Origin of the sequence: Parafrankia sp. FMc2 (assembly GCF_041008525.1) — a bacterium.
Classification (GTDB): domain Bacteria; phylum Actinomycetota; class Actinomycetes; order Frankiales; family Frankiaceae; genus Parafrankia.
Genome location: NZ_JBFLUG010000020.1, coordinates 60269 through 84608, shown reverse-complemented (window position 1 = coordinate 84608; position 24340 = coordinate 60269). Strand labels below are relative to the sequence as shown.

Sequence of the window (24340 nt, the reverse complement as noted above, 5' to 3'; positions counted from 1 at the left end):
CCACGCACAGGACGCTGACAACGGCGGAGGCCAGGCCCCAGCCCCGGGAGCGGCGCACAGCCCTCCGGCGCGCCTGCTGGCGGCCCCGCGGGCACCGGTGCGGGAGAGGCACCGCGCACCCCGCTCACCGGCCTGCGCCGGCTGCCCGGGCTGATCGCCGAGGTGCGGCTGTGCGGCACCATGGTCGAGCTGGTCACCACAGGCGACCTGGGCGCCGTGCCGGCCGAGGTCGACCTCGCCGCGTACCGGGTTGTGCAGGAATCCCTCACCAACGTGCTGCGCCACGCGGGCCCGGCCGAGGTCCGGGTCGCGCTCCACTCGGCCGGCGGCCAGCTGCGGATCGAGGTCCGTGACCGGCCCGCACAGGCGCCGGCGGCCGGCTCGCACGGCGCCACGCTCGTCGCCGCCGTCGGCCATGGCCTGCGCGGCCTGCGCGAACGTGTCGAGGAACTGGGCGGGTCCCTCACCGCGGGCCCGTGGGCAGCGGGAGGATGGCGCGTGCACACCGAGCTGCCACTCGGACCGGGCCCCACCGCCCGCCGGACCACCGCTGGCGCTGCCACCGAGTCGGCAGGCGCGCCAGGCGCGCCACGAACCGCCGGGGTCGAGTCGACCCCATGATCCGGGTGGTCATCGCGGACGACCAGCCGCTCGTCCGGCTGGGCCTGAAGGTCCTGATCGAGACCGAGGACGACCTCGATCTCGCCGGTGAGGCCGACAACGGCCGGGCCGCCATCGACCTGGTGCGCCGCACCCGCCCGGACGTTCTCCTGCTCGACATCAGAATGCCCGGCCTGGACGGGCTCGCCGCCCTGCGCGAGATCACCGCCGACCCGGTCCTCGCGGCGACGCGGGTGGTCATGGTCACCACCTTCGAGCTCGACGAGTACGTCTTCGAGGCGTTGCGCAACGGGGCATCCGGATTCGTTCTCAAGGACGCCGAGCCTGCGGACCTGCTGCGGGCGATCCGGGTCGTCGCGGCCGGAGAGTCGCTCCTCTCACCCACCATCACGCGGCGGGTCATCGAGGAGTTCGCCCGCCGGCCGGCCCACCCTGCGCTGAACGTGGATCTGGGCAGCCTGACCGTCCGGGAGAGGGAGGTCATGGGCCTGGTGGGGCTGGGCCTGTCCAACGAGGAGATCGCCGCCCGGCTCGTCATCAGCCCGGCGACGGCCCGTACCCACGTCAGTCGCGTGATGGTGAAGCTCGCCGCCCGTGACCGGGCCCAGCTCGCCGTCCTCGCCAACCAGGCCGGGCTGGTCGGGTAGACCGCCCGCCCTACGCAGCACGGGCCGGGTGTGCGCTTGGCTGCGTAGGCCGGCCCACGCATCAGGACGCAGCCGAATGACGATCCACGGCCGACGACGCGACGGCCCGCGGCGATCATCGTGGAGGCCATGACCAGGACAGCGAAGGCGCCGGCCCACTCCGCGCCCCGCCCACCCGACGGCGATCCGCCAGCCCGCCCTGTACCCACCCACCGCCTTCCCGCAGCAGGCGCCCCGGCGGGAGACCTCGCCTTCGAGCAGGCCCCAGCGATCGACATCCGCGGGCTGACAAAGAGGTACGGCCGCCGCACGGTGGTCCAGAGCCTCGACCTCGCCGTCCCGGCCGGAGTCGTCGCGGGGTTCGTCGGCCCGAACGGCGCCGGCAAGACAACCACTCTGCGGATGCTGCTCGGCCTCGTCCGCCCGAGCGCCGGCACCGGCACCGTGCTCAACGAACCGCTGGGTGCACCGGCGCGTTATCTCCCACGGGTCGGCGCGCTGATCGAAGGCCCGGCGCTGTACCCGACACTGTCCGGGCGCCGCAACCTCGCCTCGCTGGCGGTGCTCGCCGGGCAGGACCCCGCCGGCACCGACGAGATTCTGGATCAGGTCGGGCTCACCGGGCGGGGCGACGACGACGTCCGCACCTACTCGCTCGGAATGCGGCAGCGGCTGGCCATCGGCGCGGCGCTGCTGTCCGACCCCGACCTGCTCATCCTGGACGAGCCCACGAACGGCCTCGACCCAGCGGGCATCCGGCAGATGCGCGACCTGATCCGCTCCCTGGCCCAGGCGCCCCCCGGCGGCCGGGAACGCTCACGCACGGTGCTGGTGTCCTCCCACCTGCTCGCCGAGGTCGAACAGATCTGCGACTGGATCATCGTGCTCGATCGGGGCCAGCTCGCCTACCAGGGCCCGACCCACGGGTTCATGGCCGCGGCGACCAGCCAGGTCGAGCTCCGCCCGGAGCATCCCGCCGCCCTGGGCATGCTGGCTGATCTGGTCGCCGGCCTGGGGCTGCCCGTCGACCGGCTGGACGACCGGCTCCTCGTCGAGGTCGGCCGGCCCGACCAGAGCGACCAGGCGGTCAGCAACCTCGCGGTCCTGAGCCGTGCGGCGCACGCCCGCGACATCACACTGATCGAGATCACCTGGCGGCGCGCCAGCCTGGAAGAGCGGTACCAGGGCCTGGTCGACAGCTTCCGTGCGGGCGCCGCGCCGAGCACAGTCGGAGGGGCCCGATGAACGCGCTGCACTGTGTCGTCCGCGCGTACCGCGCCGAGCTGATCAAGCTGCGGCGGCCGGCCACAGTACTGGCCATGGCCGCGCTCGGCCTGCTGACCGTCCTGTCGACGGTGCTGGCGATCACGCTGGCCGATCCGACCTCCTCGCCCCCCGGTCCGGGAACGGTCGGCTTCGACATCTCGCTCGACCAGCTCGCGACCTCGCAGGGGCTGATCCTGGGGTTCCGCGGCGGCACAACCTTCATCGGCCTGCTCGTCTTCGTGCTCTTCGCGGTCAGCATCACCGCCGAGTACGGCCAGGGCACGCTCCGCACCCTGTTTCTGAAGGAGCCCCGGCGGCTCGGCTGGCTGGCCGGCCGACTCGGGGTCCTGCTCAGCGCCGTCGCGGTGGCACTGCTCGCGGCTCTCGGCCTGAGCGTGGCCGCCGCCGCCGTACTGGCCGCGGTCAGAGGTGTGGAGACCGAAGCCTGGTGGACGTCCAGCGCGCTCGGCGACGCCGCCGGCGCCTATCTGAACGCGCTGCTTGCCGCCGTCTTCTTCGCTGTCATCGGCACCGCGCTGGGTATCGCGCTGCGCTCGACGACGGCCGCCCTCCTGGTCGGAATCGCGTGGATGTTCCCGGTCGAACACATCGTCCAGGAATCCTGGGGGACCGCGACCTCCGTCCTACCTGGCCTTGTCTTCGACGCCGTGGGCCGTGGCGGACTGCCCGACGCGTCCTACACGCCGGCGCTGCTCACCGCGCTGGGCTACACGCTGGTCGCCGGCGCGTTCGGGGCGGTGAGCCTGAGCCGCCGCGACGTCACCGCCTGACGCACGCACCTGGTTCGGTAGCGGCCCTGCACCGACCGGGCACAGAGGCGGGCAGACACGGATGGAGCAGCCACAGCTGGGAGGTGTTCACTAGCTGTGTGACCGAGGGGGCTCCGGTAGGGCGACGGGTGGTCTTCGCCATGCTCGGGCTCGGGGCGCTCGGCGTCGTCGTCGGCGCGGACCTGCAGCGCAGCACCGAACGGTTCGTCGCACCGCTGCGGGAGAACGACCCGACCGGGCTGACCGGACTGCTCCCCTCCGGCGGGTTCCGCTACTACTCGGTGGTCGGCCACGTCCCGACGCGGACAGCCGCGGACTACGTGCTCCGCGTTCACGGGCTGGTCGACCGCCCCCTCGACCTGACCATGGGCGATCTCGCCCGGATGCCGCAGACCGAACTCGTCCGCGACTTCCAGTGCGTGACCGGGTGGCGGGTGGCCGACGTCCGCTGGACGGGCGTGCGCCTTGCGGCGGTGCTGGACGCGGCCGGCCTCCGCGCGGGTGCGGCAGCGCTGACCTTCCGTTCCTTCGACGGCGTCTACGACGAGAGCCTGACGGTCGAGCAGGCCCGCCGGCCGGACGTTCTCGTCGCGCTCACCATGCTCGACGGCCCGATCACCCACGACCACGGCGGCCCTGTCCGGCTCTACGTGGCACCGATGTACGGCTACAAGTCGATCAAGTGGCTCGCCGAGATCGAGGCGGTTGCCGCGGTCGCCCCCGGTTTCTGGGAGCGGGAGGGCTACGACGTCGACGGCTGGATCGGCCGGTCGAACGGCCGGGACGATGAACCTGTCTGATCGTCCCGCCGCCGGCCCACTCCAGCCGGCGCCGCGGGTTGTCGAACGGTTCGGGCTGGCGGCCCGGTGGGCGCACTGGTGCACGGCCGCGTTGACGGCCGTCTGCCTGGCCACGGCCGCCGTGCTCTACCTCGGACCGCTGGCGACCCTGGTGGGCCGGCGGCCGCTGGTGGCGGCGGTGCACCTGTACGCGGGGCTCGCCCTGCCGGTACCGATGCTGGCCGCGGCGGTCTCCGCGGCCTACCGGCGTGACCTCGCCGAGCTCGACCGGTTCACCACCGCCGACTGGGCCTGGCTACGGACCCGGCCGCGCCGTCGGGACACCACGGCGGTCGGGAAGTTCAACCCCGGCCAGAAGCTGTACGCGGCGTTCGTCGCGGGCTCCGTCCTGGTCATGCTCGGGACCGGGGCACTCATGGAGTTCGGTGGTCCGTTTCCGGTCAGCTACCGCACCGGCGCGACGTTCGTCCACGACCTGCTGGCCCTTGGCCTTTTCCTCGGAGTCTGCGGCCATCTGTGGATGGCCTCACGCGACCCGGTAGCCCGGCTTGGCATGCGCACCGGCCTGGTTCCGCTGCCCTGGGCCCGGCGCGAACACCCCGCCTGGCACCCGGACCCGGACTCCACCGACTAGTCGCAACCCGCCGCATCACCCCTCTTCTTCGCTGGGAGTGACCAGGACCTCCCCGGGTGAGGACGCACGACCCCGAAGAGCGAATGACCCTGAGTGACCATGCGCATGGACTGCGTGACACCGGGTGACTGCTCCTTGTCAAGAGGGGCGGTATGACGTCAATGTCACCGCACCTTGTCGTCCAGACGACAAGGTGCGGTCCGAAACAACCATCGGACACGCAGCACCACAGTCCGTAAGGGATCCCTCCCCCCGCCGACCTGGCCATCCACCTCCGTGTAGGCTCCCGTCACAACTGTCTAGTCACGTCAGGGTGGCCAGAACGAGTTTCTCCAGCCAAGGCTGTGGAGGGTCGTCCGCTCAGGAGTCAGCGGGTGGGACCGGGGGGTCCACAACGACACCGTCCGGCACGTCAGATGCCGGGCACGGAGGGATGTCCGCGGTGAGACATCGTGCGGAGGGCCAGCCCAGCTCTCCGAATTCGCGCAACGGCGCGCGCAGGCGGCGCCGTTCCGCCCATAGCCCCGCCTGGATCGCGTCACTCAGCGTTATGGCTTTTGTCGCAGTCGCCGTCGGTTGGACGCTGGCGCCGGAAGGCGGCGACGGCGACTCGTCGGCCGTGGTCGAGGCCTCGGCCATCGATCCCAGTGACCTGCGCAGGATCCCGCCGGGAACCACGTCGACCGGCGGCCCGGATGCGTCGCCCTCGCCGGTCGTGAGCCTGAGCCCCTCCCCCGTTCCGGCGACGGCCACCGCGCAGGCGCCGCCACCGACCACCGCCGCGCCGCCACCACCACCCGCGCCGCGCGCGGCGCTCGGCGCGGCCGGCAGCGAACGGCCCGCCGGAGGCGGCGGTGGGCGCGTCCCGGGCGGCATGAGCGGCGTCTACGCGAACTCGATGGCGACGGTGCGCAGCTGGGAAGCGCTGCGCGGCTCGCCGGTGAACGTCGTCCTGACCTTCTCCGACCGTGGCAGCTGGGAGACCATCACCCACCCGTGGGTGGGCGGCAGCCCGGAGAAGTTCTCCACCTTCCCGGGCACCTGGGTCATCTCCCAGCCGTTCTACCCGACCGGCCAGGGAAGCCTGGCTGCGTGCGCGTCCGGTGCCTACAACAGCCACTGGGCCGAGTTCGGTCGCTGGCTGGTCAGCAAGGGCCGACCGGCGACGATCGTCCGCCTGGCCTGGGAGTTCAACGGGAACTGGTTCGAGTGGTCGGTGCGCGGCAATCCTGGCGCGTACGCGAGCTGCTTCCGCCAGGTGGTGTCCGCGGTTCGGTCCACGAACCCGCAGGCACGGTTCGACTGGGCGCTGAACGCGCACAGCACCAGCCCGTGGGAGGCCTACCCGGGCGACGAGTACGTGGACATCATCGGCGTTGACACCTACGACCAGTGGCCCGCCAGCACCAGCCCAGCCGAGTTCGACAAGCAGTGCGGCAAACCGGTCGGCCTGTGCTCGGCGATCAGGTTCGCGCGCGACCACGGCAAGCAGTTCTCCGTGCCCGAGTGGGGCCTGGTCGGGCGGTCGGACACCGAGGCGGGCCGGGCCGGGCAGGCCGGCGGGGACAACCCGGTCTACATCCAGAAGATGTACGAGACCTTCCGGGCGAACGCCGACGTCCTGGCCTACGAGACGTACTTCAACGACTCCCGGGCCGGCAACGTCCACTCGTCCCTGGTCAGCCCGAACGAGAACCCGAACTCCGCGGGGGTCTACGCCTCCCTCTGGTAGGACGGCGGGTCCGGCAGCACTGCAGGTCCAGCAGTCGAGCGGGTCCCGGCACCGGAACACGGCGCCGGGACCCGCTCGCCGTGTCGGGGGTCCATGCGTCAGGGCTCCAGGCGGTGGGGCTGGTCGGGTGTCCCGGCCGCCAGCCAGGAGCCGATCAGGGCCGGCAGGTTCCCGGGGTAGACGATCTCGTCCGTCAGCCGCAGCGCCGGCAGCGACCACCAGCGCCAGCCGAGGGTTGAGCGTCGCTCGACATCGCTCCAGTCCGCGTCGCTGACCTCGACCCGGCCCGGCAGGCGAACGACGTAGTACCACTCCTCCTGCTCGTAGTCCGTGCCGAGGAAGGTGAAGTGGGTCGTCCGGGTGGCGACGCAGGGACCCACATTGGCGATGCGCAGGCCGATCTCCTCCGCGACCTCGCGGGCCGCGGCGTCCGCGGGTGCCTCGCCGGGGTCGAGACCACCGCCCGGCACATGCCACCAGGCCGGGCCGGCGGCCAGGTCCGGGTCATGGGATCGGATGAGCAGGACGGCGTCCTGCGGATCAAGCAGGATGACGCGCGCGGCGCGGCGATGGACAGGCACCCGGCAAGCTTCGCAAGCCGCGGGCGCCGGCCGTGCCCAGGCCTCGAAACCGGACCCCCGTGCTCACACTCCGGATGGAGCCCCGACCAGCGTCTCGACGGCCTCGGGATCGCCGCGTAGCTCGACCCGGGCGGCAGCCCGCCGCCCGAAGGCGTACAGCAGGAGCTCTTCGGGCGGTCCCACGATCTCCACCACCGGCTCACGGCGACGCAGAGTGAGCCGGCCCGGGGCATCGGTGCGCTCGGCGACCACCCCGATCGCGCTCTGACGGAAGCCCGCGAGGCCAATCAGGCGCAGCGACGCCCACATGGCGTTCCGGTCGGGGGCGGCGTCGCTCTCCGCCGCATTCCAGACAGTCCCGGCGCTGCCACCGGCGAGGCCCCCGTCCGGTCCGTCGGGCGCGGCTCTGCGCAGGTCCTCGGTGTGGACGTAGAACTCGATCAGGTTGGCGGCGTCGTCGACGGCGGCGAACCGGGTCGGATGCCACCGCGGCGGCCCCGCCCGGAACATCTCCACCAGCTCGGGGTACGTGTGGGCACGCATCGTGGCGCGCTCGGCGCGTTCGGTGATTCCGTGCAGGGCGCCCATGACCAGACCAGGCCCGGCCCACAGCACCCGCTCGCGGGTGACGAGGTGGGCAGCGAGGTCGTGCGCCGTCCACCCCGTGCACAGGGTGGGGCTCGCCGGCCCGAGTTCACGGAGAAGATCCGCGAGTATCTCCCGCCTCACTCTTGCGCGCCCAGCAGCCATGGAGTGACTGTAGGCCATGCCTCCGGGAGGGGCGGCTTTTCGGATCTCCGCCGGGCGCGGTGCGCCGCCTGACCGGGTCACCCCGATACCACAGCGTTCCGGGCCTGCTACGGGACGTCCCAGCCGCCCGCGGGCACCGGGTCGTGGCCGCGTGGGGAGCCGGCGGGCTACTGGGCGGGGAGCCGGGCGACCGTGATGAAGAAGTCGTCGATCTGGCGGACGACCGCCACGAACCGCTCGAAGTCCACGGGCTTGGTGATGTAGGCGTTGGCGTGCAGGTCATAGCTGCGCAGCACGTCCTCCTCCGCCTCGGAGGTGGTGAGGACGACGATCGGGATCCGCCGCAGCTGCTCGTCCGCCTTGACCTCCGCGAGCACCTCCCGACCGTCACGGCGCGGGAGGTTGAGGTCGAGCAGAATGAGATCCGGCCGGGCCGCGCCGACGTAGGGCTTCTCCCCCCGCAGGTAGGCGAGCGCCTCCACGCCGTCGCTGACCACGTTCAGGTTGTTCTTGAGCTTGTGGTCCTCGAACGCCTCACGCGTCATCAGGACATCACCGGGATCGTCCTCGACCAGCAGGACCTCGACCGGGACTATGGGGTGGGTCACGCCGGACCTCCTGATGTCGACGGTGCGGTGGGCGAGCCGCTGCGCGCACCGGGCTGGGCCGGCGCCAGGATCACCGGCGGGCCGTGGTGCAGGCCCAGGTCGGACGGCAGCGCCACGGCACGCTGCTTGGGCAACGTCCAGCGGAAGGTGGTTCCGGTCCTCACCGTACCGTCGAGCCAGATGCGGCCCCCGTGGAACTCGACGATTTTGCGGCACAGTGCGAGGCCGATGCCGGTTCCCTCGTAGGCGTCCCGGCCGTGCAGGCGCTGGAAGATGACGAAGATCTTGTCGGCGTACTCCGGCTCGATGCCGATGCCGTTGTCCGCGCAGGACAGTTCCCACTCGGTGTCGCGCTCCACCGCCTCGATCCGCACCCGCGGGGGCTGCTCGCCGTGGAACTTCACCGCGTTCCCGATCAGGTTCTGGAACAGCTGGGTGAGTAGCACCGGGTCGCCGGGGACCGTCGGCAGCTCCGCGGCGACCACCTCACCACCGCTGTTCTCCAGCGCGATCGACAGCGTCGTCTCGGTCCGCTGGACGACCTCCGCGAGGTCGACGTCCACGAACGTCTCGGTGGTGCGGCCGACCCGGGAGAAGGTCAGCAGGTCGTTGATGAGCTTCTGCATGCGCTTCGCGCCGTCGACCGCGAAGTGGATGTACTGGGTGCCGCGCTCGTCCAGCTGGTTGCCGTAGCGCCGCTCCAGCAGCTGGCAGAAGCTCGCGACCTTGCGCAGCGGTTCCTGCAGGTCGTGCGACGCGACGTAGGCGAACTGCTCCAGGTCGCGGTTGGAGCGGCGCAGGATCTCCGCCTGCGACTCGATCGACGCCCGCGCGCTGCGGGCCACGCCGAGCTCACCGAGCAGCTGCAGCCGCATCAGCTCGACATCCGACACCAGTGCCTCGATGTCCGGCGGGCCGGTGTTGGCGATCACATGTTCCAGGTCACCGCCAGCCACCCGGCGCACGTCGCTCCCGACCGCGCCGAGCGGGCGGGTCACCCACACCCGCAGCGCCCGGAAGATCAGGACCAGCAGCACGATGAGCGCCACCGCCGCCACCACGAGCGAGATGACCAGGGTGCGCACCGCGCCGGTCACGTTGTCCCGGGCCCGCAGGGCGGCGACGCGGACGGCGGCGTCGAGGTCGGTGCCGGCGAGGCGCACCGCGTCGAAGCTTGCCTTGCCCAGGACGGGGTCGCGCAGGGTCGACGCGTCGGTACCGCCGGCACGGACCGCGGCGATGGCCGGGTCGGCGTAGTCGCGGTGCCACTGATCGATGCGCTGCTGCAGGACGTCAAGCCGGCGCTGCAGGACCGGCTGCCCGGCGACCCGGGTGGCGAGGCTGGCGCGCAGCTCCGTCTCCGCCGCGCGGCCCACCTCGTACGGCTGGAGGAACGAGTCGTCGGCCTGCAGGAGGTAGCCGCGCATCCCCGTCTCCTGGTCGACGAGGCTGGCGACAAGCCGGACCGTGCTGACCTGGATGGGCGCCAGGACGTCGCTGCGGACGTGGATGGCGTCGTCCAGCCGCACCATGGACCAGGCGATCACCCCCGAGGCCAACAGCAGGACCACCGACAGCACGGAGTAGACCGCCGCGAGGCGCCGGCGCAGCCGCCAGCCGCGCATCGCCGCGAGCACGGAGCGGTCGTCCCGGCGCTCGGCGGCGTCGCTCACATCTGCCGCCCGCGCAGCACCAGCAGCAGGGCCACGTCGTCGGTGAGCGGGCCGCCGTTGCGCTCCTCGACCCGGTCGATGAGCGCGTCGAGCAGCCCGTCCGGGCCGCAGTCAGGCCACAGATCAGCCACCTCGGGCAGCACCCCCTCCCAGCCCAGGGGCTCGCCGCCCGGACCGTCCCGACCCTCGAGCAGGCCGTCCGTCGCCAGCAGCAGGGCCCAGTTCTCGCCGAGCTCCACCGTCACCTCGTCGCTCACCACATCGTCGAGGATGCCCAGCGCGGGACCGACCACATCACCACGCAGGGCCATGGTGCTCGGCGAAAGCAGCGCGGGCGGCGGGTGGCCGGCCAGAACCATGCGCAGGCTACGGCGATCCGGCGCTATCGCCAGCTCGCAGACGGTGGCGAAGATCTCGTCGTGCTCCCGCTCGCTCACCAGCACCTGCTGCAGGAAGCCGAGCCGGGCGGGGTCCGGCACCCCGGCCAGGACGAGTGTCCGCCAGGCGATGCGCAGACTGACCCCGAGCGCGGCCTCGTCCGGCCCGTGCCCGCAGACGTCACCGAGCAGCACGCGGACCGTCCCGTCCGCGGTGGACACCATGTCGTAGAAGTCGCCGCCGAGCAGGGCCTGGCGGTGCCCGGGCCGGTAACGGGTCCGGTGGTCCATCGTCGGGTCGTCCATCAGCGGGCGGGGCAGCAGGCCCCGCTCCAGCCGGGCCTTCTCCTCCGCCCGCAGCTCGGACTCGCGCAGCGCCCGGGCCGCGGTGTCGGCCCGCTCGCGCTCGATCGCGTACCGCACCGCACGGACCAGATCGCGACCGTCGACCTGACCTTTGACCAGGTAGTCCTGGGCACCGGCGGCGACGGCCTCAGCGCCGCGGTACTCGTCCACCAGACCGGTCAGGACGACGACGGGAGCGCCGCCGTCGATGGACAACAGCCGGCGCAACGCCGACAGACCCGCGCTGTCGGGGAGGCCGAGGTCCAGCAGGATGCAGGAAGCGTGCCGCGCCTGCAGAACGGCCTCCGCGACCGTCCGCACGCGCGTCAGATCAACGGGGGCGGACACCTCGTCGAGCAGCTCCGACACCAGATAGGCGTCGGCGTCGTCATCCTCGACCAGGAGGAGGGGCCACCGAACACCCTCCGCACCACCCACACCTGCCACCGCACCCGCGCTGTCCATAGCGGCCATCGACAGCCGCATGGCGGGAATCTCGCTTCCGGTCACATCTCCTCGGCAGGGGGTTACAGCGACGGGGCACAGGGCACCGGATCACACGCGAGCCGGCGCCACCGCTCACGGGTGGGCCACCAGCCCGCCCAGAGACTTCGCAGCATGGCACGAAAGCGGCGGCGAACAAACGCCGGAGCATCGAAATGCCCCGGCAGAGACCATGCGGGCCGCAGGATCTCAGGTCCGCCTTGTCACAGTATGATGGCAGTCACCTCGCCGGATGGTCGTGACCAGGCGCGATCTCGTCACTCGTCGGCCGGCCCAGCAGATACCAGCCCCACAGACCGGCCGGGGCCGGCGCGCGGACCGGGCGGCCCGCCACCACACGGGCGTCCACGATGTCCAGCACATGATCCCATCGCCCGGCCAGTCGGGCGGCGAGCCGGCTGCGCCGGCCGGCGCCGTGGCCGAGGTGCGGGTGCGGCCGGGTCGGCGCCCGCCGCATCCCCCGCTCGACGTTCTCGCGGAGCCGGCGCAGCCGCGCCGCATCCAGCTGTGCCTCCAGGTCGCACAGCAGTCGATCCTCCACGAGGGAATGCGCCCGGGCCAGCTCGGCAAGATCGTCTCGCAGCCCGGACGGGCCGCGCCGCGGGTGGTACCGATCACCCTGCACGTACTGCTGGAGGCCGCGCATCACCGCCGCCGCCTCTCGGGCCGTGCCACGCAGTGCCGCGGCGCGGGCGCGCCCGTCCGGGACGACCACGGCCGCGGCCGGATAGACGACGTCCTCCATGACGCTGAGGTGCGCGCTGAACGCGGCGACCGCGGCATCACTCGCGTGCAGGGTCAGCCGCGGGTCCGCCGCCCGGGCCTCCCCGCCGCGACCACGCCCCTCGCGCCTGCCGGCGCCGTCGAGACCAGCGACGCCAGCGGGACCATCAAGGCCAGCAAAGTCATCAAGGCCAGCAAAGTCATCGACGCCAGCAAAGTCATCAATGCCGGCGAAGTCACCGCCGGCGAGATCGAACAGACGGCCGATGTCACGGTGCGCGGCGTGCACCAGACTGGCGAGAGAAGAGCTGGTCGTTGTCTCCACACCGGTCATGACCGCCTCCCGCAACCCACGTTACGCCGGCCCGTACCCGCCCGCATCCACACCGTGCGGACACCCCGCACACCGGGCAGACCTCGGAACCACGCCCCACGGGCGGGTCAGTCGCCCCAGCCGGTGAGTTCGGCGCCACGCGGGTGCTCGAGCCGGTAGGACAGCCCGATCTCACGGCTGGCGCCCGGCTCGAGCTCCACCTGCCAGGTCAACAGCCCCAGGTCGGTGTGCTCGTCCGCTGCCGGCTCGGTCACCACGTCCCGGACCGCGATGCTCTCGTGCCGGGACACCGGCACCTGGTCGCGCACCGTCACCCGGGCACGCAGCGGCGCCCGGTTCGTGACCGCGATGCGGTAGCCGACATCCGTCCGCCGGGTGTTGCCGACCATGCGCCGGCCGGTCACGCGGCGGACCAGCTCTCGCTCGACCTGGACCCGGTCGTCGACGCCGAGCCGCAGTTCCATCTCCCCGCCGGGCGGGACGAGGTCGAGCCGGGCGGTGCCGACGAACTCCTGGCCGTGGAACACCGACACCTTCCCCGCCGGCAGCGTGTGCGGGGACGTGTTGACGACCGCAGCCCGCAGATGCGCCTCGGCGGCGAGCTTCGGGGCGGTGACATGGTCGAGCACCGCGTCGAGCACCAGCACGGCGACGGTCGCGCGGTGCGGGTCGCCATCCGCGGGCACCGCCACCGGGCGGGGCGGGCGGTACGTCGACGCGGCCCCCGCGGACTCCATCGTCGCCTGCGCTGTGGAGATGGGTGCGGCCAGCGCCACCGGGCGGGCCGCCATCGGCGCGGCGGGCATGCCCGCCGCCGCCTCGGCAGCATCCCAGCCGGCGGGCTCGGGCGCGCCGCCCGGCGCCGCACCCCTCGCTCGCGGGTAGTGATCCGGCTTCGGGCGGCGGAGATCGACGAACTGCGGGACCAGCTCGGGCAGATCGGCCCCGCCGGCGGGGCGCGCGGTGGACAGCCGCAGGTCGGCGGCCGGCCAGTCCTCCCCCGTCCGCTGACTGATCATCGCGAACCAGGTGAGGGTCACCCGCTCGCCCTCCAGACGGGCGTCATAGCCCGACGTCCAGGAGGCCGACCTGACCAGGTAGGAGACCTCCAGCTCCCCGGCCTCCCCGGCCTCCCTCGCCTCCGCCGCCGTGACCGCCATCGCGTCCGCCGCGGCGGCGGGCTCCGCCCCGGACGGCGGATACGCCCGTCCCGGGGTTGTCGTGACCGCGGGCAGTTCCAGGTCGACGACGATCGTGCGGGTGTCGGGAGCCGGCTGCGCCCGGCGGGCCTCGATCATCCTGCCGATCGCCGAGAGCTCTCTCTCCGCGCGGTCACGCTGCTCGGAAAGAGCCCGGCGGCGCGTGTGCACCGCGGCGATCTGCGCGGCGAGGGCATCTCCGACCAGAAGGAGTTGTGCCGCCGCATCGGCGCCCCCCGCCCCGGCACCAGCCCGGGCGTCACCGGCCGCCGCCGCGCTACCAGCGGACCAGCCGCGGGCGAGTGCGCCGGCGCCCACCCGCGCCGCCACATCCAGGAAGGAGCGGCGGGCGCGCTCGGTCTCGTCGCCGTCGGCGATCTCCGCCAGGAGGGCGCGCAGCTCGTCCTGTCGAGCCCGCAGATCAGCAAGCGCGCCGGCATCAGGCACCGCCCGCGCCTGCGACACCACCCGGACCCCCAGCACCCGGGCCGGACCCGTACCGCCTACCCGCACCGAGTCCTCGTCGAGACCGAGCGGCAGCCCGTGGACGGCCACTTCCACCCGGGCCACCGCCGGGCCCGCGTCCGGCGAGCCAGCTGCCGAGACTGTTGCCGGACGCGCGGCGTGCGCAGCTGCGTCGAGCTGGCCGCGCCGCGTCACCCGAGCGGCGGTGGGGTACACGACCACGGCGGTGATCGGCGCGTCGAGCTCCACCACGGCCGGCGGGCCCGCGGTCTCCCGACCGCCGGTGCCGGTGCCGGACCCGGATCCTGCCGATCCGCTGTCCGTACGGCCACCATCTGGCGCACCCGCGCCCGGCGAGCCTGGGACGTCCGGTGCGTCGTCCGCGGTGGCCACCATGCGATCACCATACGACGCAGAACGATCGACGATCCCTTGTCCCGCGAGCCGCGGGACGCCTGGCCGCTCCGAGCTGCCGGGCGCCGGCGACCCATCGACCCGGACGGACAGCGGGAGCACCCATGGTCACCGAGCGAGACCGATGCCCTGGGCGAGGGGCTCGGCGCGGATGGCCCGGCAAGGCGAGATCATCGCTCACTCCGGCCAGTTCCGTGCCGGCGCGACTGCCCCGCGCAGGCACGGTCGACAGGTACCGCCGCGGTGCGGCCAAAGGCGGCGCGGGCCCGCCGGGCCATTGTGGCCAGCGATTAGGCCCGGCCCGGCCGGTCCTAACGGAACCGAAGCGGGCGTAGCACGGAGATTCATCTCGGCGGTCCGTCGATCGGCGCCGTACACGCGGGTGGAGCCGACCGCGGCCCGACTGCGGATATATCGGCGGATGCTCTGCGGCGGTCATCTGGATCGAACTACGGAATATGATTCACGCGATCTCCGCGATTCCACTTCCTTTTTTCGGCACCCCGGCCGAACCGCGCTCCGGCCGGGATGGCGCCATCACCGCTGGTGGCCGATCGAGCACATCGCAGCTCGCGGAAAACGTGACACCGCGCCCGTCCGGGACAAGATTCGGACCATCGGTGACCGTCACCCAACGTAGTTCTCAGGCCGAAGTGAATCCGCGCGCGTCAGCGATGACCATCGTCGACCCGGCACCCGCCACCGGGCGACCCCAAGATCGGTTGTTGTGGACCGGGAGTTCGACAGTCGTCCGTACCCATGCCGATCCGGGTCGATCCGGCGCGCCCGGGGGCATCCGTTGGTCGACACCCGCCCGGCGGTACCCGTTCCGGTCGCCTTCCGTTGGCGGTCGGCCGGATCCGGCCGAGAACATGCCGAAAGGCCTGTGCGTCGACTAACGTAACCAACCGTGTCGGAACTTCGGCGACGGTCGCGAGCGGCGCGGTGGTGCTCCTCCCAGCTCCCCTACGCCGGCAGCGCGGCGCCTGCAGGCCGGTCCGGCACGGTCACCAGCATCCGGAGCCGAGCATGACGCAGCAGCCGTACCCCAGGCACCACGAGATCTCCATCCTTCCCGGCCGCGGCGACCTGATGGCCGAGCTCGCCAGTCGCCTGGAGGCGCTGGACGCGCTGCTGAACCGCCTGGAGGACGCCGAGCGCCAGGCTGCTGACGCCGGAGAACACATTCTCCGCACGCGGCAGTGGCAGGAGGACACCGTCCGGACCCTGCAGGAGGAGCGCGCCCGCATGCGCCAGCGCCAGCAGGCGTTGGATGACCTGGCCGAACATGCCCGGGCGGCCGTAGAGGCCCTGCACGGCAGCCACCGGACGCTGCTCCCCGAGGTGCGCCAGCTCGAGGTTGAGCTGCAGGTCCTCGACAACTCCGGTTTTCTGAGCCGCCGTCAGAGTCGGCCCCGCTGACCAGCCCACACTGACAGGCTGCGCCGGCCAGTTGCACCAACAACGCTGTGCTGACCGGATTGCGCTGACGAGATTACGTTGGCCGACCCCGTCGACCGGGATGCGTCCGGCGTCGGCGTCCGGGACCGGCCTTAAGCCGTCTCGCTCTCCGTGGCCTTGTGGCAGATGGACATTCGCCGGCCCTTCGCGTGCAGCGACTTTCCGGGCCGTCCGTGACCTCCGAGCGGCCCGCGCGCAGCGGCCATCCGCGCCCCGCGCACCAGCGCGGCGCGGCTCGGCTCGGCTCGGCTCAGGAACAGGAACAGCCGGCATCAGGCGGAACTGGCATGACACAGGCACCGACGTGCCAGTGAGCGACGGCGGCACGGGCCGCGGACTCCCGAGCCGGCCAGGGCGGATCAGCGCTCCGGCGGATCCCCCGATGACCCCCGACAGCCCGGCGAGCCGGCCGGAGCAGCCTCGCGCAGCCCCTCGCTCAGCCCTGAAGGACGCTTGCCGAACGCCTCGCCGCGGCCCCGCAAACCGGGAAAACCTCGTCACCTAACGTGTTCGTCCGTGATCCTCGTGTGGCCGCCCGAAAACGTGACGGGAAGCTCAGCACCCCCTCTGACCTGGGCTTATGCGGCTCCACAAGGGGCCCTTCTCTGCGCACTCGACGTAGTTGGGGGGGACTAGTGTTTACCCACACCATCCGTGTGGACTAGTCTCGCTTGCGACGTCACGACAACACCGGGCCGAACGCCGAATCCTGCCCGCGGCCCCGGTGTCCCCTCCGAGTCGTCACCTCGGGCAGGAGCGGGGGACCCACCTCCACCGACCGGCACCAAGAAGTGGTGCGGGTCTAGGGGTGAAGTCCATCGTGTGAAGGTCGCGCGACGGACCGGGCAGCCCAGCCCGAACCCGACAGCTCACCTCGCAGGCGTACGGGAAGGAACGCAACGTTGTCTGCGCAAAGCGTGCAGCTTGATACTGAGAGACGCCGGCAGCAGGAAGGCCGCGGTCGCCACCGTGCGCCGTCCGCCCCCTCGGCGTCGAGTCGAGCCAGGGCCAGAGCCCGAACGGTTGCAGCCGTCACCACGGGAACCGTCGCGGTCTCCGGCGTAGCACTCGCCGGTTGCGCTACCGACATCAACGCGGATGCCGCTTTCGACGAGGGCACGAACACCGCCCCGATGACCCTCGCGACCCAGATCGGCTCGCGGCTGGCAGTCGACGGGGCCATCCAGGCAGCGACCACGACCGGCGGCAGCACGGGTACCGTCCTCGACGCGACCACGGACATCTCCGCTCCGACGCTCTCCTCGAAGATCGATGTCGGCCTGCGGGTGACCACCCCCGAGCTCACGGTCAACGCGAACGAGCCGGTCAACATCGGTTTCTCGCTGTACAACGAGCAGAACGACGCTCCGCTGGCCGACCAGCTCATCAAGGTTCAGGTCAAGCTCCCCACCGGGTGGGCGACCTTCCTGCACCTCACCACGGACGACCGCGGCTTCGCCTCGTACACCGCCCGGGTGCTGACCACCACGAACGTCACCGCGGTCTTCGACGGTTCGGACGCTCTGCAGTCCGCCCACTCCGAGAACGACGCGACGCTGACCGTCCGGCCGACACCGCCGCCGCCGCAGGCCTCCCGCCGCGCGGACCGCCCGGCCGTGAGCGTGGACACTCCCACGGTCAACGTCAACCTGCCGGCCAGCTCCATCGGCGAGAAGGCCGTCTACCTGGCCTCGCTACACGCCGGCAAACCCTACGTCTACGGCGCCGAGGGCCCGAGCTCCTTCGACTGCTCCGGGCTCGTGCAGTACGTCTACCGGCAGCTCGGCAAGAACCTGCCGCGCACGACAGACCAGCAGTACGCGGCCACCACGCGCATCTCCCAGTACAACAAGGCGCCCGGCGACCTGATTTTCTTCGGCAGCCCGGGCAACATCTACCACGTCGGCATCTACGCCGGCGATGGCAAGATGTGGGTCGCGCCCCGCAGCGGTGATGTCGTCAAGCTGCAGACGATCTACACGACCTCGTACCTGGTCGGTCGCATCCCCTGACGCGGACGTGAGCCGCGGTCCACGGCACAGCCCTGGGCCCGTCACTCTTCCTCTGAGAGCCCGTACGAACCGTTGACGGGGTGGCCAGTAGCACTGGCAACCCTGTTCCCGGAACGAGCCGCCGCGCGATCTCCCCCTCCGGTCGCGCACGGCTCCGCCGCCGGGTCGGGGTTGTCGGGATCGACTCCGACCCGGCGGGCACCAGACCATGCGCGGCTCCAGACCGCACACCGCTGGACGGCGCACCAACCAGACCCGTCGACAGGTCCCCTGTACCGGACCGGCGTAGCCCCGCGATCGCTCCGCCATGCCTGAGTTCGTCACAACGCCTGCGGCCTTGGGAAACGCCTGCCTCAGGCGAGCTGTGGATCCCAGGCCGGTAGGCCGTTGCGACATCATTCTACTTCGGCATAAGCGGTGTAGATGGGGCGGAAACCGTCCAGAATGCGACCATCGGGCATCAACGAACGCCCTACAGCTCGAAGCTGGAACCACCAGCACCACACCGGAGCACCACCGAGATCCTTCCGGCCGGACGGACGTCAGATCCCCCCCCATCTGACGTCCGTCCGGCCGGAAGGCCCCGGACTCCGCTGGCCGCTCGTCCCGATCCCCCCCCCATCGGACCGGGCGGCCAGCGGACTCTCCGGCCAGCCATCCGGCCACCTCTGGGTCTGTCGGGGCCGTTAACCCCCTCCCGGCGACGCCGACAGACCGCACCGGCCCCGGCCGCAGCCCCCTCGCGAGGGGGCTGCGGCCGGGGCACGGAACCCCCAGCATCCTGCTGACAGGAGCTCCGATCTCCCGCGAGCGGGGCGGCGGATCAGCCGCCGGCAGCGGGCGCAAGAGCCGAACTGACTACTAGGGGCCCCGCCGACACACGTTCGGCGGTCCGAGGACGGAAATGACTAGTTCTTTGCAACTAACGCAAATCGTCTAGTTCCTGCCGCCGCACCAGCTCCACCCGCCAGGGGCGGCACCGGGCCTGGTCACAACACCGGAAGCTGGCGCCGTCCACACCGCCGCGCCTGGGGCGCCGGGGCGTCACGCCGAACGCCGCCGCTTGTCATGGGAGAAGTCCCAGAGGGCGTCCGTCACGTCATCGTCCCACGCGGTCTCCGCGACCCGGCCATGCGGGGTCACTGCATCACAGGTCGGACCAGGCTCCGTCTCGAACTGCCCCACGACCCCGACCCCGGCATACACCGGATCACCCGGTCCGCAGGCAGCGAGCAGGGCCAACCGGGCACCCTCGCCGATACCCCAGACGTACACCCGGTCAAGGTCGACATCGGTGCGTTCCTCGTCCATGAAACGTACGACGTCACGCAGGTACTGCAGATCCGGGCCATTCGGGTCGTCCAGTCGCCAGGTTCCCGCGACCGCCTCCGGGAAGGCGAGCGCGAAATCCCGGCGACTGGCCAGCGAGGACGCGTCGCTCGCCTCTTCCAGCGACTTCGCGTCCGCATTGTCGTCGTGCAGGATGATGACCAGGGGCAGCGGCTCATCGGGGTCGGACGGTGCCTGAACACGTAGCTCCCGGCCGGCCGACGGATAGTCGTCCGGGATGTCGACCTGCTCGACCTCGGGTCGACCTCGGCCCGCCACCAGCCACCACACGGCAACCAGTGCGACTCCGACAATGATCACATTCTTCTTGTTCTTGCCCCACCAACCGGCAAGGGGATTCGACGCCACGATCCAACCGAACCACACCGCGCCTCCGGAAATCGCCGGATTCCGCTCAGCGCGTCCCGGCAGACCCGGTCAGGACGACGCCGAGCGGCGCGGTATCAGGTCCCGTCGCCGGTCACGTGGCCGCGAGCGCGCGGGCCCTGGCCGCCCGGAGAACTCCGACCTCACGCGGGCCGTCCAGCGGCGCCAGCGGGCCGTGCACCCAGCTCAGCAGCAGGTCGGCCAAGGCCGGATTCTGGGCCAGCACCGGCCCGTGCAGGTAGGTGCCGATGACCTTGCGGTCGACCACACCATCGGTGCGGGCCGGGGTGCCGTCCCCGACGCCGAGGCGCACCGTCCCGAGCGGGATCCCGCGGAAGCCGGGCAGCGGGCGGGTCCGCCCGCCGTGGTTCTCGTACCCGTACAGTGTCGGCAGCCCGAGCTCCGGACCCGGCTCCACCACGATGTCGCCGACCGCCCGGGGCGGCAGCGGGGCGTCCGGCGGCTCGAAGGAGCGGCGGGTCTCGACGTCGATCAGGTGAACGCCCTCGTGGATCCGCCCGTCACCGGCTGGGAAGGTGGCGCCGATCACCTGGTACCCGGCGCACACCGCCAGCACGGCCGCACCGCCCGAGACCGCCCGCGCCAGGGACCGGTTGCGGCGCATGCCGTCCGCGGCCAGCACCTGCGGCTCGTCCTCACCGCCGCCCAGCAGGTAGATGTCGCATTCGGCCGGCACCACCTCGCCGGCCGGCACCTCGACGATCTCGGCGTGCAGGCCGCGCCAGCGCAGCCGCTGGGCCAGGACGGTCGCGTTCCCGCCGTCACCGTAGGTGCCGAGCAGCTCCGGGTAGATCAGGGCGATCCGGGTCGCCGACTGGCGGATCACCGGGTGGTCCGGACGAGCAGGTCACGGAACGCGGTGTAGTTCGCCACGACATCCACACCCTTGTCGTTCGCCGCCGCGGCGGCGGCCTCGGCGTCGGCGTGGACGGTGTGGGGTACCTCGGCATAGGCCAGGCGCACGCTCATGTCCTCCTTGCGACCCCCGGTGACCAGCACCTGGCGGCCGGAGAGCCGCTCGAAGGGCACGTCCCAGATCCAGGACGGGTCACGGCCGTCCGCCGTCTGCGAGTTGAAGTCGATCACAACCGGCCGCGGCGGGCTGGAGTTCAGCAGCTCCATCATCTCCACCCAGCCAGCCGGGTTCTTCGCCAGCAGCAGGCGGGCCCGCTTCCCGTCCGGGCCGAGTGGCACCTCCTGGTAACGCCCCTGGACGTCGCCGATGCCCCGCATGGCGGCCAGCGCGTCCTCCACCTCGACCCCGAACTCACGGGCGGCCGCGGCCGCCATGGCCGCGTTGGCCAGGTTGACCCGCCCGGGAAGGTCGATGCGCGCCGGAATGCGACGGCCGAACCACATCAGCTCGTCGAGCCCGGCCACTGACACGATCGGCTCCGGCCGGGCCAGGCCGCACTCGCACCACCAGCCGGAGGTGTTGCGGTGCAGCAGGCGCGCGCACTGCGGGCAGACCATCGCGTCGGCGGTCCAGTTCTGGCCGGCGGCGACCCAGACCTGGCGCGACCAGGTCATGGCCGCCCAGGCCACGAGCGGATCATCCACGTTCGCCACGACGACCGTGTCGTGCAGGTCGGCGCCCAGCTCACGCCAGAGCGCGGCGATGCGGCGGGTCTCGTTCGACCGGTCGAGCTGGTCGCGCGAGATGTTGAGCAGGAGCACCACCCGCGGCACGATCGCCCTGGCCACCCGGGGCAGCCAGATCTCGTCGACCTCCAGGGCGGCGGGGCTGTCATACGGCGGCCTGGACATGGCCGCCAGAACGCCCGGCGCCATGTTCGCGCCGCCGCTGTTCGACTTCACCGGGCCCAGGGTGCCGAGCGCGCGGGCCAGCAGCCGGGTCGTCGTCGTCTTGCCGTTGGTGGCCGAGACGCAGGCGGTGGGGCGGTTCGTACCGACCTCGGCCAGTGCGTCCGGAGAGATCCGCAGGGCGATCTTTCCGCCGATCATCTCACCCGAGCCGCGGCCCAGGCGGCGGGATGTCTCCGAGGCCAGCCGCTCGGCGGCGAGCGCGAACCGCGTGCGGGCGGAGATCCGGCGTGGCAGGCGTGTCATCATCGCGTCTCAGAGTGCCATGAGCCCGCACGGGTGTGATGCGTGCCCCGCGCTGTGTGCCGGTTCGCGCCGGTCGCTCCCGCCGCCGCCGCCCACCGCAGCCCGCCGCCGCGCCCCGCGGCACCCTTCTCGTGCCCCACTGTGTCCTTCTCGTGCCCCACTGTGCCGCTCTCGTGTCCTGTCCGTTCGCGCCCTGCCCCACGGTGTCCCGGCCGCGCCGGCACGGGAGCGCCGCCGCAGGCGGGATGGCGCCGAGGGGTGCGCCGCTCCCCGGCCGCTCCCCGGGCGCCCGCCGGTGGGGTGGAGCACTCTCGAGTAGGCATGCCCGGCCCCTGATGGATGAGTAGGACGCTCGAAGGTGAGAATCACAGAAGGGACACGGCAGCACCCCGGGTCGGCAGGAGCGCAGATTGCCTGAGGACCGACGCAGGCCCGGCGGGAAGGGACGTGAGGACGAACTGTGAGCACCAAGGGGATAGCGATCGCCCAGAACGCCGGGCGATGGACGGCCCACGACCTCGACATCGCCGACATGGAGGATCTCGACTCGCTCGTCGACGCGATGCACGACCTCTCCTCGGGGACGGTCATCGCGTTCGTCGAGGAGGACGACGAGTATCTCGCCATCGTGCGGATCACCGCGCGTGATCCCGACCCGAAGGTCTTCCTTTCGGACCGGCGCGTGCTGCTCACCTCCGACCATGCCGAGCGGCTGTTCGCCGACGCCCTGCCCTCGATGGCCGGGCTCGATGACGACTCGGACGACGAGGCACCGGTCGGGCAGGCCTCACCGGTCGGTGACCTGGACCTCCTCGCGGATCTGGGGACACCCACGGAGGCGCTGCTCGAGCTGATCGCCGAGGAGGGCATGCTGCCCGCCGATGTGATCAGTGCGGTCAGTGAGCGGGCCGGCGCAGGGGAGATCTTCGACGACGTCCGTGGCTGACGACGGGCCGGTGCCACTGGCGGCGGACGGGTACCGCGAGGCCATGGGTCTCGCGCTGGCCGAGGCCGCGCGGGCCGAGGCCGCCGGTGACGTGCCGGTCGGCGCCGTCGTCGTGGCCGCTGACGGCCGGGTGCTGGGCCGCGGGCACAACGCCCGGGAGGCCGGTGGCGATCCGACCGCACACGCGGAGGTGATCGCGCTGCGGGCCGCGGCGGGCGCGCTGGGCTCCTGGCGCCTGGATGGGACGACGCTCGTCGTGACCCTGGAACCGTGCACGATGTGTGCGGGGGCGCTGGTGCTCGCCCGGATCGACCGGCTCGTGTACGGCGCCGTCGACGAGAAGGCCGGCGCCGTGGGCTCGTTGTGGGACGTCGTCCGCGACCGGCGGCTGAACCACCGTCCCGAGGTCATCTCCGGTGTCCGCGGGCAGGAGTGCTCGGAGCAGCTGGCCGACTTCTTCGGCGCCCGGCGCTCCCGTCCCGCCCGCGGCGACAGCGGGCGCGGCCGACCCGCCGTCGCGGGACTGACCGACGGCTGACGGACGGCTGATCTGCCCCGCGAACCGGACACCGACCCCCCGGCCGACCGGACCGGGACGGCGTCGCGTAAGCTAGCCCGCGGTGGAGTCGCCTAGTGGCCGAGGGCGCACGCCTCGAAAGCGTGTGAGGGGGCAACCCCTCCGTGGGTTCAAATCCCACCTCCACCGCCCAGAGACCAGGCACCACGCGGGGTCGACGCGATCAGCGTCCACCCCGCGTTCTGCGTTCCGGCCCCGTTCCGGCCCCGGTTCGCATCCCGCCTTCACCGTGCCGACCCCGGCAGAACGCCGGGAGGCGAGGCCTTCTTCGATCGCAAACAGACTCGGGTTGCAGTGACTCCGGAGCGTGTCATAGTCGATGCGCAAGGTAAACGACCGTGACCATGCCGCTGTTACTCCATCCAGCGGATCAATTTCCACGGTGGCTCAGTCAACGCAATCCGGAGGTCAGTAATGGCAAGGATCGTTGTTCTCGGTGCCGGTGGTCAGGTAGGTCGGTCCATCGTCGCCGAGGCCGTCAAGCGCGGTCACGAGGTCACGGCGGTCGACCAGGACCAGAACCAGATGAAGTCCCTTCCCCGGCAGGCCAACGCGATGACCGGAGATGTCACGTCCCGCGACGTCGTCGCCCAGCAGGCGCAGGGCGCCGACGTGGTCGTGGTCGCACTGGCCGGGTGTGCCCGCCCCGAGCACGCGAACGTCGCCCGCGTGATGGTCGAGGTCGCGAGCAAGCTCGGGAACAAGGCTCCCGCGGTCATCCACGTCGGAAACGGCGGGCTGCTGGAGAACACCGACGGCGAGCGGATCGTCGACACGCAGGAGTTCCCCGCGGGCGAGCGCAAGGAGGCTCTGGACCAGGCTGACGCGCTTGATGTGCTCCGCGCCGCCAAGGGCAGCGTGAAGTGGTCGTACATCACCCCGCCGCCGCGCAACTTCGGCCCGGGGCGCCGCCGGGAGGCCTACCGCACAGCCGGCGACCGCCCGGTGATGGACTCCCAGGGCAACATGGGAATCTCGCACGAGGATTTCGCCATCGCCGTCCTGGACGAGGCGGAGAAGCCGAAGTTCCGCAACAAGCGCTACACGGTGGGGTACTGACCTTCGCTGGTCGG

At 71.9% G+C, this 24340-nt stretch carries 22 protein-coding genes, 1 tRNA gene and 1 riboswitch; of the genes, 13 read left to right on the top strand and 10 right to left on the bottom strand.

The genetic code is table 11. From position 1 onward, the window contains the following. Positions 1–180 precede the first annotated feature (180 nt). From AB1460_RS10235 to AB1460_RS10205, 7 genes are all read left to right on the top strand, one after another. A complete protein-coding gene (locus tag AB1460_RS10235; protein ID WP_368960585.1) occupies positions 181–621 on the top strand; it encodes a sensor histidine kinase in 441 nt (146 codons plus the stop codon). Beyond that, the gene (locus AB1460_RS10230) at positions 618–1268 is read left to right on the top strand and encodes a response regulator (protein ID WP_368960583.1); all 651 of its coding nucleotides are present in this window, start codon (positions 618–620) and stop codon (positions 1266–1268) included. The genes AB1460_RS10235 and AB1460_RS10230 overlap by 4 nt, the downstream gene beginning before the upstream one ends. Positions 1269–1397: 129 nt before the next feature. Next, positions 1398–2513: an ABC transporter ATP-binding protein gene (locus tag AB1460_RS10225; RefSeq protein WP_368960582.1), complete on the top strand. Its 1116-nt coding sequence runs from the start codon at positions 1398–1400 to the stop codon at positions 2511–2513. After that, a complete protein-coding gene (locus AB1460_RS10220) occupies positions 2510–3325 on the top strand; it encodes an ABC transporter (protein ID WP_368960581.1) in 816 nt (271 codons plus the stop codon). The genes AB1460_RS10225 and AB1460_RS10220 overlap by 4 nt, the downstream gene beginning before the upstream one ends. A gap of 140 nt (positions 3326–3465) precedes the next feature. Then, positions 3466–4125 (top strand): molybdopterin-dependent oxidoreductase, encoded by a 660-nt coding sequence (locus tag AB1460_RS10215; protein WP_368960595.1) that lies wholly within the window; start codon positions 3466–3468, stop codon positions 4123–4125. Next, complete coding sequence (locus AB1460_RS10210; RefSeq protein WP_368960579.1) at positions 4112–4759, top strand: cytochrome b/b6 domain-containing protein; 648 nt, start codon at positions 4112–4114, stop codon at positions 4757–4759. Before AB1460_RS10215 ends, AB1460_RS10210 begins: the two co-directional genes overlap by 14 nt. Before the next feature lie 550 nt (positions 4760–5309). Continuing rightward, the gene (locus tag AB1460_RS10205) at positions 5310–6491 is read left to right on the top strand and encodes a glycoside hydrolase family 26 protein (RefSeq protein ID WP_368960578.1); all 1182 of its coding nucleotides are present in this window, start codon (positions 5310–5312) and stop codon (positions 6489–6491) included. A 98-nt stretch (positions 6492–6589) separates the two neighbouring features. On the opposite strand, the gene AB1460_RS10200 is transcribed toward AB1460_RS10205, so the two are convergent. From AB1460_RS10200 to AB1460_RS10170, 7 genes are all read right to left on the bottom strand, one after another. Beyond that, positions 6590–7072, bottom strand: coding sequence for an NUDIX hydrolase (locus AB1460_RS10200; protein WP_368960577.1), 483 nt, complete (start codon positions 7070–7072; stop codon positions 6590–6592). Positions 7073–7135: 63 nt separating this feature from the next. Then, entirely contained in the window at positions 7136–7822 is a 687-nt protein-coding gene (locus AB1460_RS10195; protein ID WP_368960576.1) for a TIGR03085 family metal-binding protein, read from the bottom strand. A 167-nt stretch (positions 7823–7989) separates the two neighbouring features. Then, on the bottom strand, positions 7990–8430 hold the full coding sequence (locus AB1460_RS10190) for a response regulator (RefSeq protein WP_368960574.1): 441 nt from the start codon (positions 8428–8430) through the stop codon (positions 7990–7992). Continuing rightward, on the bottom strand, positions 8427–10055 hold the full coding sequence (locus AB1460_RS10185; protein ID WP_368960593.1) for a sensor histidine kinase: 1629 nt from the start codon (positions 10053–10055) through the stop codon (positions 8427–8429). Before AB1460_RS10185 ends, AB1460_RS10190 begins: the two co-directional genes overlap by 4 nt. 44 nt (positions 10056–10099) lie before the next feature. Beyond that, positions 10100–11290: a PP2C family protein-serine/threonine phosphatase gene (locus AB1460_RS10180; RefSeq protein WP_368960591.1), complete on the bottom strand. Its 1191-nt coding sequence runs from the start codon at positions 11288–11290 to the stop codon at positions 10100–10102. A 259-nt stretch (positions 11291–11549) separates the two neighbouring features. Continuing rightward, on the bottom strand, positions 11550–12386 hold the full coding sequence (locus tag AB1460_RS10175; protein WP_368960573.1) for a hemerythrin domain-containing protein: 837 nt from the start codon (positions 12384–12386) through the stop codon (positions 11550–11552). A 107-nt stretch (positions 12387–12493) separates the two neighbouring features. After that, on the bottom strand, positions 12494–14446 hold the full coding sequence (locus AB1460_RS10170; protein WP_368960571.1) for a DUF4139 domain-containing protein: 1953 nt from the start codon (positions 14444–14446) through the stop codon (positions 12494–12496). A gap of 1047 nt (positions 14447–15493) precedes the next feature. Between AB1460_RS10170 and AB1460_RS10165 the strand changes: the two genes are divergently transcribed. Next, positions 15494–15886, top strand: coding sequence for a hypothetical protein (locus AB1460_RS10165; protein WP_018639078.1), 393 nt, complete (start codon positions 15494–15496; stop codon positions 15884–15886). A gap of 768 nt (positions 15887–16654) precedes the next feature. Further along, positions 16655–16822: riboswitch (cyclic di-AMP (ydaO/yuaA leader) on the top strand. Between the two features lie 236 nt (positions 16823–17058). After that, complete coding sequence (locus AB1460_RS10160; protein ID WP_368960569.1) at positions 17059–17937, top strand: C40 family peptidase; 879 nt, start codon at positions 17059–17061, stop codon at positions 17935–17937. A gap of 1044 nt (positions 17938–18981) precedes the next feature. Here AB1460_RS10160 and AB1460_RS10155 read toward each other — a convergent pair. From AB1460_RS10155 to AB1460_RS10145, 3 genes are all read right to left on the bottom strand, one after another. Next, on the bottom strand, positions 18982–19653 hold the full coding sequence (locus AB1460_RS10155; RefSeq protein ID WP_368960567.1) for a plasmid partitioning protein: 672 nt from the start codon (positions 19651–19653) through the stop codon (positions 18982–18984). 94 nt (positions 19654–19747) lie between these two features. Continuing rightward, on the bottom strand, positions 19748–20500 hold the full coding sequence (locus AB1460_RS10150; RefSeq protein ID WP_368960566.1) for a type 1 glutamine amidotransferase: 753 nt from the start codon (positions 20498–20500) through the stop codon (positions 19748–19750). After that, positions 20497–21747: a MurT ligase domain-containing protein gene (locus tag AB1460_RS10145; RefSeq protein ID WP_368960565.1), complete on the bottom strand. Its 1251-nt coding sequence runs from the start codon at positions 21745–21747 to the stop codon at positions 20497–20499. Before AB1460_RS10145 ends, AB1460_RS10150 begins: the two co-directional genes overlap by 4 nt. Positions 21748–22204: 457 nt before the next feature. Between AB1460_RS10145 and AB1460_RS10140 the strand changes: the two genes are divergently transcribed. The 4 genes from AB1460_RS10140 to AB1460_RS10125 all read left to right on the top strand — a co-directional run bounded on the left by AB1460_RS10140 (position 22205) and on the right by AB1460_RS10125 (position 24326). Next, entirely contained in the window at positions 22205–22690 is a 486-nt protein-coding gene (locus tag AB1460_RS10140; RefSeq protein ID WP_368960564.1) for a tRNA adenosine deaminase-associated protein, read from the top strand. 43 nt (positions 22691–22733) lie between these two features. Further along, positions 22734–23228 (top strand): tRNA adenosine(34) deaminase TadA, encoded by a 495-nt coding sequence (gene tadA, locus AB1460_RS10135; protein WP_368960589.1) that lies wholly within the window; start codon positions 22734–22736, stop codon positions 23226–23228. A gap of 81 nt (positions 23229–23309) precedes the next feature. Beyond that, positions 23310–23396, top strand: a tRNA-Ser gene (locus AB1460_RS10130). Positions 23397–23681: 285 nt separating this feature from the next. Continuing rightward, positions 23682–24326, top strand: a complete 645-nt coding sequence (locus tag AB1460_RS10125; RefSeq protein ID WP_368960563.1) for an NAD(P)-dependent oxidoreductase — start codon at positions 23682–23684, stop codon at positions 24324–24326. The last annotated feature ends 14 nt before the right edge of the window (positions 24327–24340 follow it).